18 protein-coding genes are annotated in these 14364 nt (G+C 68.6%); 10 read left to right on the forward strand and 8 right to left on the reverse strand.

What is annotated here, in order from left to right; all coding sequences use genetic code 11:
• Window positions 1–101 precede the first annotated feature (101 nt).
• A complete protein-coding gene (locus ACO2SS_RS13500; RefSeq protein ID WP_423278193.1) occupies window positions 102–431 on the forward strand; it encodes a hypothetical protein in 330 nt (109 codons plus the stop codon).
• Between the two features lie 45 nt (window positions 432–476).
• On the opposite strand, the gene rplI is transcribed toward ACO2SS_RS13500, so the two are convergent.
• The 4 genes from rplI to rpsF all read right to left on the reverse strand — a co-directional run bounded on the left by rplI (window position 477) and on the right by rpsF (window position 2844).
• A complete protein-coding gene (gene rplI, locus ACO2SS_RS13505; protein ID WP_423278194.1) occupies window positions 477–1043 on the reverse strand; it encodes a 50S ribosomal protein L9 in 567 nt (188 codons plus the stop codon).
• A gap of 15 nt (window positions 1044–1058) precedes the next feature.
• Window positions 1059–2051: a DUF2232 domain-containing protein gene (locus ACO2SS_RS13510; protein WP_423278195.1), complete on the reverse strand. Its 993-nt coding sequence runs from the start codon at window positions 2049–2051 to the stop codon at window positions 1059–1061.
• Window positions 2052–2175: 124 nt separating this feature from the next.
• Window positions 2176–2433 (reverse strand): 30S ribosomal protein S18, encoded by a 258-nt coding sequence (rpsR, locus tag ACO2SS_RS13515; protein ID WP_171217731.1) that lies wholly within the window; start codon window positions 2431–2433, stop codon window positions 2176–2178.
• Between the two features lie 3 nt (window positions 2434–2436).
• Window positions 2437–2844, reverse strand: coding sequence for a 30S ribosomal protein S6 (rpsF, locus tag ACO2SS_RS13520; RefSeq protein WP_423278196.1), 408 nt, complete (start codon window positions 2842–2844; stop codon window positions 2437–2439).
• Window positions 2845–3160: 316 nt separating this feature from the next.
• On the opposite strand from rpsF, the gene ACO2SS_RS13525 reads away from it, so the two are divergent.
• The 7 genes from ACO2SS_RS13525 (at window position 3161) to era (ending at window position 8057) form a co-directional block, all read left to right on the forward strand.
• A complete protein-coding gene (locus tag ACO2SS_RS13525) occupies window positions 3161–3367 on the forward strand; it encodes a hypothetical protein (RefSeq protein WP_423278197.1) in 207 nt (68 codons plus the stop codon).
• A gap of 12 nt (window positions 3368–3379) precedes the next feature.
• On the forward strand, window positions 3380–4318 hold the full coding sequence (locus ACO2SS_RS13530) for an arginase family protein (protein ID WP_423278198.1): 939 nt from the start codon (window positions 3380–3382) through the stop codon (window positions 4316–4318).
• A 22-nt stretch (window positions 4319–4340) separates the two neighbouring features.
• Window positions 4341–5099, forward strand: coding sequence for a pyridoxine 5'-phosphate synthase (locus ACO2SS_RS13535; protein WP_423278199.1), 759 nt, complete (start codon window positions 4341–4343; stop codon window positions 5097–5099).
• Window positions 5100–5178: 79 nt separating this feature from the next.
• Window positions 5179–5580 (forward strand): holo-ACP synthase, encoded by a 402-nt coding sequence (acpS, locus tag ACO2SS_RS13540; RefSeq protein WP_423278200.1) that lies wholly within the window; start codon window positions 5179–5181, stop codon window positions 5578–5580.
• A 78-nt stretch (window positions 5581–5658) separates the two neighbouring features.
• A complete protein-coding gene (lepB, locus tag ACO2SS_RS13545) occupies window positions 5659–6429 on the forward strand; it encodes a signal peptidase I (protein WP_423278201.1) in 771 nt (256 codons plus the stop codon).
• Between the two features lie 7 nt (window positions 6430–6436).
• Window positions 6437–7147, forward strand: a complete 711-nt coding sequence (rnc, locus tag ACO2SS_RS13550) for a ribonuclease III (RefSeq protein ID WP_423278202.1) — start codon at window positions 6437–6439, stop codon at window positions 7145–7147.
• Window positions 7137–8057, forward strand: a complete 921-nt coding sequence (gene era, locus ACO2SS_RS13555) for a GTPase Era (protein ID WP_423278203.1) — start codon at window positions 7137–7139, stop codon at window positions 8055–8057. Before rnc ends, era begins: the two co-directional genes overlap by 11 nt.
• A gap of 5 nt (window positions 8058–8062) precedes the next feature.
• Here era and ACO2SS_RS13560 read toward each other — a convergent pair whose 3' ends face one another.
• Complete coding sequence (locus ACO2SS_RS13560) at window positions 8063–9064, reverse strand: hypothetical protein (RefSeq protein ID WP_423278204.1); 1002 nt, start codon at window positions 9062–9064, stop codon at window positions 8063–8065.
• Window positions 9065–9252: 188 nt separating this feature from the next.
• Here ACO2SS_RS13560 and ACO2SS_RS13565 point away from each other — a divergent pair, with 188 nt between their 5' ends.
• A complete protein-coding gene (locus ACO2SS_RS13565) occupies window positions 9253–10140 on the forward strand; it encodes a methylated-DNA--[protein]-cysteine S-methyltransferase (protein WP_423278338.1) in 888 nt (295 codons plus the stop codon).
• 12 nt (window positions 10141–10152) lie between these two features.
• Here the strand turns inward: ACO2SS_RS13565 and ACO2SS_RS13570 are convergent, their stop codons facing one another.
• A complete protein-coding gene (locus ACO2SS_RS13570) occupies window positions 10153–11118 on the reverse strand; it encodes a hypothetical protein (protein WP_423278205.1) in 966 nt (321 codons plus the stop codon).
• A gap of 90 nt (window positions 11119–11208) precedes the next feature.
• On the reverse strand, window positions 11209–12411 hold the full coding sequence (locus ACO2SS_RS13575; RefSeq protein ID WP_423278206.1) for a cell wall hydrolase: 1203 nt from the start codon (window positions 12409–12411) through the stop codon (window positions 11209–11211).
• A gap of 74 nt (window positions 12412–12485) precedes the next feature.
• Between ACO2SS_RS13575 and mobA the strand changes: the two genes are divergently transcribed.
• Window positions 12486–13109, forward strand: a complete 624-nt coding sequence (gene mobA / locus ACO2SS_RS13580) for a molybdenum cofactor guanylyltransferase MobA (protein WP_423278207.1) — start codon at window positions 12486–12488, stop codon at window positions 13107–13109.
• On the opposite strand, the gene glp is transcribed toward mobA, so the two are convergent.
• On the reverse strand, window positions 13103–14356 hold the full coding sequence (gene glp, locus ACO2SS_RS13585) for a gephyrin-like molybdotransferase Glp (protein WP_423278208.1): 1254 nt from the start codon (window positions 14354–14356) through the stop codon (window positions 13103–13105). The genes mobA and glp overlap by 7 nt on opposite strands.
• Between the last annotated feature and the right edge of the window lie 8 nt (window positions 14357–14364).

Raw genomic sequence — 14364 nt, forward strand, 5'->3', positions numbered from 1 at the left:
GGGTGACCAAGGCATTGTGGATGCCCCGATTCGGGTTATCGCACTCGCGCATGGAAGCCACATTCCCCGCTGATCACAGCGGTGCACCGGAAAAAGAGTCGATGTGGAAGGCTAGAACAAAAAAGGAACAGCTTCAACTCGCAGCGCTGGCCTGCGCCGGAACGCTTCTGGCGAGCTGGAGCGCCGCGGCCCAGGAGAGGGTGCCGGCGCCGAACCTGCCATGCGCGAGCGTAAGGGCGATGGTAGACGCCCGGGGTGCCCTCGTGGTTTCCACCGGCCCGATGTCATACGAGCGCGTGGTGAGGGACGGCGGCTTCTGCGAGCTCGAGACGACCACGGCTCCGGCCTGGGTGCCGACCGCGGATAACCCGCAATGCTTCGCCGGCTATCGCTGCCGGCAGATCAATCGGGGCGAAAGCCGCCCCGATTGATGACGGTCCCCGCCGGACCGAGCCCGGCGGAAGGTTGTGATCCGATCAGAGCTCGACGCGATCGCCGGCCTCGGCCAGCGCAGCGCCGACCTCGAGCCCGAGATCGTCGATGTCGAACTCCTCGCGGGCGAGCACGCTCTCGCCGCGGGCCTGGCGCTCGGCCTCTTCAGGGCTGCGGGCGACGTTGATCGTGACCTGAACCTCGACCTCCGGATGCAGCGACACCGGCACGGTGTGCAGCCCAAGGGTCTTGATCGGCGTGTTGAGGATGAACTGGTCGCGGGCGACCGTGAACCCTTCGGCCGTGATGACCTCCGCGAGATCGCGCGGCGAGACGGAACCGTAGAGCACGCCGGTGTCGCCTGCCTGGCGGATCATCGTGAAGCTCTGGCCATTGAGCGCCTCGCCGACCTTCTCCGCGTCCTGGCGGCGCTCGAGATTGCGAGCCTCAAGCTGGGCGCGCTGGTTCTCGAAGTGCTGAAGGTTCGACTTGGTCGCACGGAGCGCCTTGCCGCGGGGCAGCAGGTAGTTGCGGGCATAGCCGTCACGAACGTTCACGGTCTCGCCCATCTGGCCGAGCTTGGCCACGCGTTCGAGCAGAATGACTTGCATCGTTGATCTCCTGGTTCAGGTGGGGGAGGGCGGCCCGTTCCGCCCCCCGGGGTTGTGATTGCGGGTCAGGCGCTGCCGCAGCGGCGTCGCCGTATCGAGCATCCCGGCCACCGCGAGGAGCGGCAGGAGGATATGTCCGAGGAGGATGGTGAAGAGGTAGGTGAGCGCGAGCAGCGCCGGCCGGCCCTGCTTTCCTCGGGTGATCAGGTGGACGAGGGCGAGACCCTGCAGGGCGAACATCATGATGAGGCCGCCCGCCAGGGCGCGCCCGGCAACGCCGAGCCAGCCCGCGAACAAGGACGCCAGGAAACCTGCCCCGAGCAGGATGAGGGCCGCCGGCGGCATGCGAAGCTCGGCGATCTCCGGCCAGGGCCGCGGCAGGCGCCCCGACATGAAGACGATCTTCGCCCCGAGCCAGACATTCAGGGCGAGTGTCAGGCTGAACACCGCCGCTGCCACCACGGGCGTGATCAGGACGAGCAGCCGGACCAGCGTCTCGCTCGGCACCCCGCCGATCGTATCGGCCGCACCCTGGCGCGGCATCCCGCTCTCGCTACGCAGGAGAGCGTCGGTCGCCTGGCGCAGCATGTCGATGAAGTGGGCGTAGTCGCCGCTGCCGAGACCGACCGCAGCCGCCACGGCGATCGCGCTTCCGGTCACGCCCGTCCAGAGCAGGAGGCGTCCAGAAGGCATCCAGTCGAGGGCGCCGCCGCGGCGGGGATCAGCCCGGCCGAGCAGGGCGAGATAGGCGATCCACCAGGCGGGGAGGGCAGGGCCGAGCGCGAAGGCCAGCCCGGCACTCGACCGCAGCACGAAGGAAAGGATCAGCGCGCCGGAAATTGCAGCCAGCAGCCCGACGAGATGATGCCAGCCGAGCGCGACGATCAGGATGGGAAGGGGAGCCAGGTAGGACAGCAGCATTCCGGCCGGCGAGCCCACGGCCACCACGCCGAACAGGAGCGCGGATACTGCGCCCGCTCCGAATGCAAGAAAGAGAAGCTGTCCCATTTCGCCGCTGTCCCGCCGCTCGAGGAGCGGGGTTAGGAGCGGCTCGCAGGCCGCCCCAACGAGCCGGGCGGCAGTGCCGCTCGGCCTTGGAGGATCCGGCGGCCGAGAAGCCGCCGGACGATGCTTATTGGATCACGTAGGGCAGAAGGCCCAGGAAGCGTGCGCGCTTGATCGCCTGGGCGAGCTCACGCTGCTTCTTGGCCGAGACCGCCGTGATGCGCGACGGCACGATCTTGCCGCGCTCGGACACGTAGCGCGAGAGCAGCTTCGTGTCCTTGTAGTCGATCTTCGGCGCGTTCGGGCCGGAGAACGGGCAGGTCTTGCGCCTGCGGAAGAAAGGCCGACGGCCGCCGCCGGCACCTGCGCCACCAATCGCCGCCATCGCTTAAGCTCCCTCGCCCGACTCGGGGCTGTAGCCGTAACCTTCCTCGTCGCGACGCCGACGCTCGCGATCCTTGCGCTCGTCGCGGTCACGCTTCTGCATCATGACCGACGGACCTTCCTCGATCTCGTCGACCTTCAGCGTCATGAAGCGGAGGATGTCCTCGCTGATCCGCATCTGGCGCTCCATCTCGGCGACCGCCGCCGGAGGGGCGTCCAGGCCGAGAAGCGTGAAATGCGCCTTGCGGTTCTTCTTCAGCCGGTAGGCGAGGGACTTCACGCCCCACATCTCGGCCTTCACGACGTTGCCGCCGCCCGCCTCGATGACGCCGCGGAACTGTTCGATCATCGCCTCGACCTGCTGGGCCGTGACGTCCTGGCGGGCCAGGAATATGTGCTCGTACAAAGGCATTGTGAGCCCTCTGGAGTGTCGGAAGCACCCGCCGCCTTGCGGTCGGGAGCCGGTTCACGCATTCGTCCGGCGCCAAGCCCTTCGAGCCTACGGGGCTCGAGCGGTTCTTCGAAGGCGGGAACACCGGACGTCGGGCCCACATGGAGCCCTGCCTGACCACAGCGATGCGGAAGAGGCCGTCCGTTCAGCCCCCGGCCGGGGCGAACACGAAGCCGGTCACATAGTCGAGAAGGCTTCCTCAGGCAAGCTCGATCCATGATCCCTCGCCCGCGTCGAATGGGCTTCGGTCTCGCTCCCGACGTGGTAGCCTCTGGCGATGACCGTCTCGCAGCACGACCTCGAACACCTTGCGGCCTTGATCAATGCAGCAAAGGCACATGCCGATCGACTCGGACCAGAAGTCCGGGCGGTGTGTTCGCTCCTGGGGGAGTCGCTGACTGTCGTCCGGGAACTGCAGGGCAACGGCGGCAAGGCGGACGAAGGCTTGCGACCTGATCAGCTGACGACCGAGAACGACGAGTAGGCAGGGCTTCCGATGGCCGCCGGCAGTGTCGGGGCGACCTTTGCCGCGCTGAAACGGGCGGATCTCGGCGAGTTGTCCGGCGCAGCCGCCGTCATTGTCGGCGTTGATGAAGCCTCGCCTTACGTAGTCGGCGAAAGAAGCCATGCGGCGGGCGCCGCGGCGGCTCTTCGCAGGGCCTCCGCGGGCCTGCCTGCCAAGCGGCAATTCGACTACGACATCGGCCGCGTCCTGCTGCGCGCCGACCAGGAAGGCCTGATCGTCGATGCCGGCGATCTCCTCACGGACCCCTCCAGTCCCGAGGGCAATCGAGAGACCATCGAGCGGGCCGTCCGGGCGATCCTCGATGCCGGCGCGGTTCCGGTCGTCATCGGGGGCGACGATTCCGTACCGATTCCGGTGTTGCAGGCCTATAGCGGGCGAGGCCCCCTGACGGTTCTGCAACTCGATGCCCACCTCGATTGGGACGACGTCATCAAGGGCAACGCGCTCGGCTACGGCTCGACCATGCGGCGTGCGGCCGAGATGGAGTGGGTGCAGCATGAGGTCCAGGTGGGCATGCGCGGTCTCGGCAGCGGCACGCCGGACCAGTTGGATGACGCCGAACGCTGGGGCAGCCGCGTCGTGACGATGCCTGAGTTCCGCCGCCTGGGACCGGAAGCCGTTGCCGAGCTCGTGCCGGCGGATGCCGGCTGCTTCATCGCGATCGATCTCGACGGCCTGGACCCCTCGATCATGCCGGCCGTGAACATGCCTGCCCCCGGCGGGCTGCTCTACGGCGAGACGCTGGCCTTGCTCCAGGCCGTCGCGCAGCGGACGCGGATCGCGGGCGTCTGTCTTGTCGAGTTCGTCCCGGAGCGCGACGACCTGCACGGACTTTCTGCTCTCACGGCCGCGCGCTTGCTTCTTTCGGCGGTCGGACTGATCCGCCTAGAAGGGGGAGCACCCACCTGACATGCCCCGGCTTGAGAAGCAGATGACCCCGCCCCTTCGTCTTGGTGTCAACATCGATCACGTCGCAACGCTGCGCAACGCCCGCGGCGGTTTCTACCCGGACCCGGTCCGCGCGGCTCACGAGGCGATCATGGCGGGCGCCGATGGTATCACGGCGCATCTCCGGGAGGATCGCCGGCACATCCGGGACGAGGACATCGAGCGGCTGAAGCGGCAGATCCTCACGCCCCTGAACTTCGAGATGGCGACGACGGACGAGATGGTCGCCATCGCCCGGCGGGTCAGGCCACACGCCGCCTGTCTCGTGCCGGAGAAGCGGGAGGAGAGGACGACGGAAGGTGGCCTGGACCTGCGGTCCAGCCCGGAGCGCCTGGCGGCCGTCATCGGAGCGCTCAACGAAGCCGGCATCCGCGTGTCGTTGTTCGTCGAGCCCGATCCCGAGGTGATGAGCGCCGCACACCGGCTGGGCGCGCCCGTCGTCGAACTGCACACCGGGGCCTATGCCGAAGCGTTCATCGCCGGAGACGAGCCCCGGACCACCACGGAGCTCGACCGGATCAGGCGGGCGGCCGCACACGGGGCATCCCTCGGCCTCGAGATCCATGCCGGCCATGGGCTGACCGAGGAGAATGTCGGCCGGGTGGCCGCGATCCCAGAGATCGTCGAGCTGAATATCGGCCACGCCCTGATCGGTGCTGCCGTCTTCGTCGGGCTCGCGGATGCCATCCGGGCGATGCGAGCGGCCATGGAGAGGGGCAGGGGATCCGCGGCCGCCTCGTAGGCCGCCTGTTCCGAATCGCGCCTGGTCGCCCCATATGCGTGGATCAGGAATGTAGGACCCTGGTTCTGGGCAAGGAAGCATGATCATCGGGATCGGATCGGACCTCTGCGACATCCGGCGGATCGAGAAGTCGCTTGCGCGGTTCGGCGACCGGTTCACGGACCGCGTCTTCACGAGCGGCGAACGCGCCAAGAGCGACGGCCGCGCGAACCGGGCGGGATCTTACGCGCGCCGTTTCGCAGCCAAGGAAGCTTGCTCCAAGGCGCTCGGGACCGGGATGAGGGCGGGCGTGTTCTGGCGCGACATGGAGGTCGTCAACCTGCCAGGCGGGAAGCCGACGATGCGTCTCACCGGCGGAGCGCTCGAGCGCCTCTCGCGCATGATGCCGGAAGGACATGAGCCCGTGGTCCATGTCTCCTTGACGGACGATCCGCCGCTCGCACAGGCTTTCGTCGTGATAGAGGCGGTTCGGCGGCCCTGATACGCCGCATTGCCGCAAACTGGGGCTTCGTCTAGAGCCCATCGAGGGCGCGCCGGGAGATCCGGCCGGAGGATAAAGATGGCTCGGGTCGATACGGGCGCCAAGATCAGGACCAAGGACGAGGGCGGACTCTTCGAGACCGTGAAGGTCATCATACAGGCGCTTCTCATCGCGCTTGTCGTCCGAACCCTGCTCTTCCAGCCGTTCAACATCCCGTCGGGTTCGCTCGTGCCGACCCTGCTGGTGGGGGACTATCTCTTCGTCTCGAAATATTCCTACGGGTACTCGAAGCACTCGATGCCGTTCAGCCCTCCGCTCTTCGAGGGCCGGATCTGGGCCTCCGAGCCACAGCGCGGCGACATCGCCGTATTCAAGCTGCCCAAGGACAATTCGACCGACTACATCAAGCGCGTGATCGGGCTGCCCGGCGATAAGATCCAGGTGATCGACGGCGTCCTGCAGATCAACGGCAAGCCGGTCCTCCGCAAGCGCGTCGAGGACTACCGTACGTCCGATCCGTATGGTCGGCCCGTGAATGTGCCGCAATACGAGGAGACGCTGCCGAACGGCGTCACGCACCGGATCATCGAGCGCGACGGCGATCAGGGCTACTGGGACAACACCAACGTCTATACCGTCCCGCCGAACCACTTCTTCATGATGGGCGACAACCGCGACAACTCGACCGATTCCCGGGACGAGGCGAGCGTCGGCTACGTCCCGTTCGAGAATTTCGTCGGGCGGGCAGAGATCATCTTCTTCTCGATCGACGAGGGATCGTCCGCCTGGCGGATCTGGGAGTGGCCCTGGTCGGTCCGTTGGGGCCGGATCCTGACCCCGATCCGATGAGCCCGAGATGGCTCGCCGCAGCAAGCCTGAACGGGCCGAGCTCGAAGCCCGGCTCGGACACACGTTTCGCGACCCCGCCCTTCTGGATCGGGCGCTCACCCATGTGAGTGCCGCCGCGGGCGAGCACGCGCAGAGCAACCAGCGTCTGGAATTCCTGGGCGACCGCGTCCTCGGCCTCTCGGTCGCGGAACTCCTGTACGCCGCTTTCCCGATCGCTACGGAGGGTGAGCTGTCCCGCCGGCTCTCGGTGCTCGTCCGGCGCGAGAGTTGCGCGGACATGGCCGAGCAATGGAGTCTCGGTGGCTTCCTCCACCTGGGCTCGGGCGAAGGAAAGGCGGGTGGCCGCCGGAACCGGGCGACGCTCGCGGACGCGACCGAGGCCGTGCTCGGCGCGGTTTTCCTCGATGCGGGATACGAGGCGGCGAAGGGTGTGATCGAGCGCGCGCTGGGCGAGCAGATCCGCGCGAGCGTGAGCCCGCTGCGCGATCCCAAGACTGCGCTGCAGGAATGGGCTCAAGGGGAAGGCAAGCCGACGCCGACCTACACGGTTGTCGAGCGCACCGGACCCGACCACGCGCCGCGTTTCGCGGTGGCGGCCCGGATCAAGGGTGTGGAAGAGGGCGTTGGAGCTGGTAGCTCAAAGCGGGAAGCCGAGCAGAGCGCCGCGCTGGTCGTGCTGAGGCGTGAAGGTGTTTGGACAACCGACGATGCAGCCTGAAGAATCGCAGACACCCCAGACGCGCTGCGGCTTCGTCGCGCTGATCGGCGCGCCGAATGCCGGCAAGTCGACCCTGCTCAACAGCCTCGTCGGGGCGAAAGTGTCGATCGTCTCGCGCAAGGTGCAGACGACCCGCCAGCTCGTGTGCGGCATCGTGATCGAGGGTGCCTCGCAGATCATTTTCGTCGATACTCCCGGCATCTTCCAGCCGAAGCGCCGGCTTGATCGGGCGATGGTCACGACGGCATGGGGCGGGGCGGGCGACGCCGATGTGATCGGCCTCCTGGTGGATTCCCGAAAAGGGCTGGATGAGAGCGCGGATGCGCTGCTCGCAAGGCTCGGAGAGATCAGGCGGCCTAAGATCCTGATCCTCAACAAGATCGACGTCCTCCAGCGGGACAAGCTCCTGGCGCTGGCAGCGGGTCTCAACGAGCGCGCCGAGTTCGCGCACACCTTCATGATCTCCGCCCTGACCGGTGATGGCGTGGACGACCTCAGGCGCAGCCTTGCCGGCATGATGCCGGAGAGCCCCTGGCTGTATCCCGAGGACCAGATCACCGACGCGCCGCTCCGGATGCTCGCCGCCGAGATCACGCGGGAGAAGATGTTCGAGCGCCTGCACGACGAACTCCCTTACCAGTCCACGGTCGAGACCGATTCCTGGGAGGAGAGGCCGGACGGCTCCGTGCGGATCGAGCAGACCGTGTTCGTGGAGCGCGAGAGCCAGCGGAAGATCGTGCTCGGCGAGAAGGGGCAGACCATCAAGGCGATCGGCCAGGCCGCCCGCCGCGATATCGCCGAGGCGGCGGAGACCCCCGTCCACCTTTTCCTGCACGTGAAGGTCCGCGAGAACTGGAGCGAGGATCCCGCGCGCTATCGTGAGATGGGCCTCGACTTTCCGCGGGGCTGAGATCCCTACGGTATCCGGATGATCTGGACGCGGGCGCCGTAGGCGTCCGTGATGCCCGCGGTCCCGGCCGCGAAGCTGTAGGCCCGGACATTCGCGGCCGAACCCGCCGGCGCCGGGACCGCACGGAACTGCGCCGGAGCGCTGCCGGAGGCGAACCGGGTGCGCCTCGGCCCGGTCGGGCGCCTGTTCTCCGGCGGGGATGACGGCCGCTGCTCGGCCGGCCGGGCGCTTCCGTTCTGCGGCGGCTCCGGAGCAGCCTTGGAGGTAGCGTTCTCAGGCTGAGCCAGACGGGCGGGCGCCGTCGGCGCAGGAGGCGCGGCCGGTTCGATCGGCTCGGACGGGGTGAGCGGCGCGGGAACGGGCGGCGCGGTCGCAATGCCTGGAACCGGGGGAGCTCCGCCCTCGCCGAGTGGCTCCGGGCCTTCCAGGTCGGCTCCGGCCGATCGGGCGGCAGCGGCTGGAGGATCGGCCGCCGATTGGTCCGTGTTCGAGGTCGGGTCCGAGGGACCCCTGTCTGTCGGGTGGATATCCGGCTTGGCCTCGGCGAGCTGTCCGGCGATGGGTTCAGGCGCGGAGGCTTCCTCCGCCTTCCTGTCTAAGGAACTCGCTTCGCCGGCGGCGGCGGCTTCGCTGGACGCCTCGGGCCTCGCGGCCGAGGCAGGCGAAGGCGCATCAGCCGGGACCGGCTGCAGAGCGCTTGCAGCGACGGGACCCTTCATCTCGGGCTCCGGCTGTCCGGCAGCGGCCCTTTCCACGGGGCTTTCAGGTTCAGGTCTGGACCCGGGCGCCTGGGCGGCGGGCGCTTCCGGCGTGGCAACAGGCCTGGTGTCGGCCATTTCCCGCGGCATCGGCAGCCAGCCTTCGGCGAAACGCGTGAACGCCGAGACGGTCGTGGCAAGGCCGATCCCGCAGATCGCCACGGCGGCGTAGCGAAAAGCGGCCGAGCGCTGGACGCGCTCGCCAGTGCCGATCCGGTCGGAGGCGGTCGGATCGTAGCTTTGCGGCATTCGGAAGGTTGGATCCAGGGCGGGGCTGCGTGGGCAGAATAGAAGCAGTTTGCCGCAGTTCAAACGACCTCTGGGCGGGGCCGGATGATTTCGTTCTCGGTGATGTGAGCTTCGCAGGAACCGGGTGTCAGCCTCGGCGCGAGACGGCTATCTCCTGAGTCAAACGGAGGTGCGTTATGCTCGATCTCATGACAGGCATCGGAGACGTGGCCGCGCCGAATCTCTGGCGGGAAGAGCCGCCTTGCGCCGACTACGAGCGCGTCCGCAGCATCGTCTCCTTCATTTCCGAACGCTGGCGCGGCCAGCCTTCCATCGAGGACATCGCAGAGCATGCGGGAATGTCCCCGACTCACGTGCATCATCTCTTCAGGCGCTGGTGCGGCCTCACGCCGAAGGATTTCCTGGCGGCGATCACCCTCGACAATGCCCGGGCCTTGCTCGCCGATTCGGCCTCCGTGCTCGATACCAGCTATGAGGTCGGCCTGTCCGGACCGGGGCGGTTGCACGATCTCTTCGTCGCGCACGAGGCCATGACGCCGGGCGAGTACAAGGCGGGTGGCGCCGGGCTCGACATGGCCTATGGCTTCCACCCGTCTCCCTTCGGCGAGGCGATCATCGTCGCGACCGAGAGAGGGCTCGCGGGCGTGGGCTTCGTCGACGGCGGCGACCGCGATCATGCCCTCGCCGACATGCGGCGCCGCTGGCCGCGCGCGAGCTACCGCGAGGACGGGAGCTTCACGGAGCCCTATGCGCGCCGGATCTTCGAGCCGGAGCTCTGGCGGCACGAGACGCCACTCCGCGTCGTGCTGATCGGGACCGATTTCGAGATTCGTGTCTGGGAGACCCTGCTCCGGATCCCGCTCGGCCGGGCAACGACCTATTCAGGGATCGCCAACCATATCGGCCGCCCCAGCGCCGCCCGCGCGGTCGGCGCGGCGGTCGGCAAGAACCCGATCTCCTTCGTCGTGCCTTGCCACCGCGTTCTCGGCCGCTCCGGACAACTCACCGGATACCATTGGGGGCTGACCCGGAAACAGGCGATGCTCGGCTGGGAGCGCGGCCGCGTGGCGAACTGAGCCCCGGCGGGCTTAGTCGTCGCCCGGCTGCCGCTGCATCAGCTCGTCCGACGACGGAAGCGAGTAGGGGTCCACCTGCTGCCGACGGCGCGGACGCGGCTCGGCGGAGGCTGTCGTGGAAATCCCGACACCGAGGCGCGTCGCCAGCGACAGCGCCCGGGCTTCCGTGAACTTCGCGTTGCAGAAGCTGGTCGTGCCCTCGCGCGCATAGGAGCGGCACATCATCTCGCGATCCGACGAGAACGCCGCCTGCTCGGCGATGATCGGGCGTGCGTTCTCCGAGCGGGCGCGGGTCGCCAGGACCTTGTAGTTGTCCCGCACGATCTTGTCGGCGGATCCACGCATGGCCTCGTAGTCCCGGATCCTCGGCATGAGCTGAGCCGGCTCGGGCCCCCACATGCCGCTCGGATCCGCCTGACACGAGACGCTCTGGAAGGTGCAGATCTCGGTTGGGCCCTTCACGATGACGGCCTCGTCGAGCACGTCGAGCTGCAGCGGGCAGGTCGGGTCCTGCAGCTGGTAGCGCGGCGCGCCTTCCGGACGCCCCTGCGACACGAGAGGAGCGCCTTCGCCGCCGGCAAGCGGAATGGTGCAGGTCTCGACCGACTGCGCGGAGCGGCGTCCGACGAGGGTCAGCTTCGCCCGAAGATCACCGCGCGCCGTACGCTCGATGCGCAGGCTGCCATTCGAGCCGTTCTGCTTCAGGTCGCGCCCGAGCACCGATTCTTCGCTTGGAGCCTTAACCGAGCCGACTCGCGGCAGGGCGGGACCTGAAGGGGCGGCAGCCGGGCGGCGCGGCTCGTCGAACGGCATCTCCGGCGGAGGGGCCTCCGCAGGCGGGCGTCGATAGGCGGGCTGCTCCTGCGGGGGCCGCGAGGGCTTGATCCCGAAGAGCAGCTCGAAAATGTTCTGCGCTTGCGCATTTCCGGCTGCGAGGGTCAGCGCAGCCACGGAGATTGCGAGGCTAATGCGTTTCATATTGGGGAGCGGTCGCGCAGGTCTGCGCCGAAACTATGGCTGACTACCATATGCCCCCAGGGGAATGGTGGCTTCCTTGCCACAGGCCGGTCAGGTCTGGCCCGGACGTAGCTTGTAGAAGACATGCCGTCCGATCACGTCCATCTTCTTCAGGCGCCGCGCCCAGTACGGGCGGACGTAATCGGCGTGATAGTGCGTCGCCCCCCCGACATCGGCCAGGTAGGTCTTCCCTTCCATGACGTCCTGGGCAACGCGCCGGGCCGAGTCCCACGCATCATTTTCGGTGATACGGAGCGACTTGCCCTCGCAGGCGAAGGTGAACTGGCAGGCGAGGTGGCGGTGCCGGTTCTGGTACACTACGCCGCAGACCGAATTTGGGTAGAGCCCGCTCCGGACGCGGTTCAGGACAACCTGCGCGACCGCCGCCTGGCCCTCCTGCGGTTCGCTCCGCGCTTCGAAATAGACCGCCTCCGCCAGGCATCGCTGCTCCCGTTCCAGGTTGCCGGGGGCAATCAGGTCGGCGTAGCGCGGCGGCGATTCTCCTTCGAGGCGGGCGAGGCCGGCCGCAGGACTTTGCGGCAGCGATACGGGTGCGGCCGCGATCGCGAGCGGGATGCTCTCTACCGGGGCGGGCGTCGTGGACGCGAGCGCGACGGCGCGCGGCGTCGAGGGTGTGGCGCCGTCCCCAGAGAATCGGGCCGGCCCGCGGGACGCTCCGGTGGATCCGGCTGCGGCGGCTTTCGGCGACTGTACCGCACTCGAGTACCGGGTGGTGGTCGGAGCCTCGCCGGCCCAGGGCTCGAGCGAGCGCGAGGCCTCCCAATCGGGGCCATCCAGCGAGCCCGGCATCAGCACGGTCGGTGGCAGGACCTGCTCGTCCTGGGCGAAGGCGAGGCGCTGCGAGACGGGCGTGGCGCTACGCGCGAGTTCGACGCCGCGCCGGCTCAGGCTCGGCTTGTGCTGAGGCAGAGGCTCGGCCTTGCGGGCACGCTCGATCTGGGGAGTGAGAGCGCCGGGACCCTTGGCCTCGAACCGCAACGTGGGCTGCGCGCCCCCGGGAATCAGGTCGTCGAGCCGAAGCCGCGGCAGCATCGCGCTCGCTCCGGCCAGGACACCGCCCGCCAGGACGAGCTGACCCTCATGCACCCGGGACTGACGGTAGGTCGGCGCGGCGCTGGCGCCCGCCTGTGGGTCGTTGCTCGCCACGGCCGTGAAGGACACGAGCATGCCGACGGCCAGCGCCCACGGCGCCACTGTTGCGCAAACCCAGCGCAGGTTCGAAAGCCGACCCATCCTCGTCCAAAGCCCGCCGGGAAACAGGGTCGAATTTTCGGCAATTACGGTTTCGGAGACGTTAAGGAGCGCAGATGCGGACCTATCCAGACACGCTCGGGGTCATCCTTGCCGGTGGGCTCGCGCGCCGCATGGGCGGCGGCGACAAGGGCCTGAACACGATCGCGGGTCGGCCGATCCTGGCGCAGGTCGCGGAGCGCCTGCAGCCGCAATGCGCGGGCCTGATTCTCAATGCCAACGGCGATCCGGCGCGCTTCGCGACGCTCGGGCTGCCGGTCGTGCCCGACTCGGTCCCGGGCTTTGCGGGACCGCTCGCGGGCGTGCTTGCGGGGCTTGAGTGGGCAGCCGAGCACCGCCCCGACCTCGCCTGGATCGCAACGATCGGAGGCGACACGCCCTTCGTGCCGGGGGACTTCGTGGCGCGGTTGCACGCCGCCCGGGAGAGCGCCGGCGCCATGCTCGCATCGGCTTCCTCCGGCGGGCGGACGCATCCGGTGAACGGCATCTGGCCCGTCGCGCTCCGCGAGGATCTGCGCCGGTCCCTTGTCCAGGAGGAGGAGCGCAAGGTGGGCCGCTGGACCTCACGCCATGGGGCGGCACTTGCGGAATGGAGCGGCAGCCCGGACCCGTTCTTCAACGTCAACGAGCCGGCTGACCTGGAGGAGGCGCGCCGGATCGCCGGCCCGGAGGGTCAATAAAGCGAAGCGTAGGAATGGAAGCCGACCCGGTCCCCCGGTTCGATCCGCGTCACGGCTTCGCCGATCTCGACCAGCCCGTCGGTCTCGGTGAGGGAGGCGATGATTCCGGCTCCCTCGCGCGGATGCTTCCGCGCCACGACCGCCCCGGCATCGTCGCGTTCGAGCCGGACGCGGACATATTCCCGGCGGCCCGCCTTCTTCTTGTATGAAAAGCCCGTGCTCACGCTGACCGGAACCGGCGAGAGGCGCCGCTCTCCCGAAAGACGCGCGACGAGCGCCCGCCCGAGGAACGCGAAGGTCACGAATGCTGCCGCGGGATTTCCGGGGAGGCCCATGAAGGGCGTTCCGCTCGCCACGCCCATGGCCACGGGACGGCCGGGCTTGATCCCGATCCGCCAGAAGGTGAGGGCGCCTGTCTCCTCGAGAGCTGCCCGGACGTGGTCCTCCTCGCCCGTGGACACGCCGCCCGTGGTGAGGATCAGGTCGTGCCCGTCGCCGGCTCGCGCGAGAGCCTCGCGCACGGCCTCGCGCCGGTCGGGCAGGATGCCGAGATCGTTCACCGCGCACCCGGCACGCCGGAGAAGCGCAGCCAGCATGGGCCGGTTCGCGTCGTAGAGCTGGCCGGGACGGAGCGGAGTGCCCGGCTGAGCGACCTCGTCCCCTGTGGAGAGAAGAGCCACCCTCAGCGTCTTCCGGACCGCCACGGTGGTGCAGCCGAGCGCGCCGAGGAGGGCGAGGTCGGCGGGCCGCAGACGTAGTCCAGCCTGCATCACGGAGCTGCCGACCGCCACGTCCTCCCCGGCCGTCCGGCGATTCGCGCCGGGCTTCAGGCCTGCCGGGAGGCGAGCCCTGCCGCCCGGTTCGCTGACGACGTCCTCCTGCATGAAGACGGTGTCGAAGCCCGGCGGCATGGGTGCGCCGGTGAAGATCCGCACGGCCGTTCCCGGCTGCGCGGCATCGGGCGCCCCGCCTGCCGCGATGCGACCCACGACGGGCAGCACCGTATCGCCCCGGGGAAGCAGATCGGCGAAGCGGACCGCGTAGCCATCGACGGCGGAGTTGTCGAAGGGCGGGAGGTTCAGGCCGGCGACCACGTTCTCCGCGAGGACGCGACCATCCGCATCGAAGGCCGGTATCGTTTCAGTCCCGACCGTGCAGGACACGCGCGTCTCGATCAGTTCGAGGGCGTCTTCCAGCGGCATCAGCCGGTCGCCGGTCGCAAAGCAATCGTTCGTGAGCTGAGCCATGCCGTGGG

Source organism: Enterovirga sp. CN4-39 (genome assembly GCF_049446235.1).
Lineage (GTDB): Bacteria > Pseudomonadota > Alphaproteobacteria > Rhizobiales > Beijerinckiaceae > Enterovirga.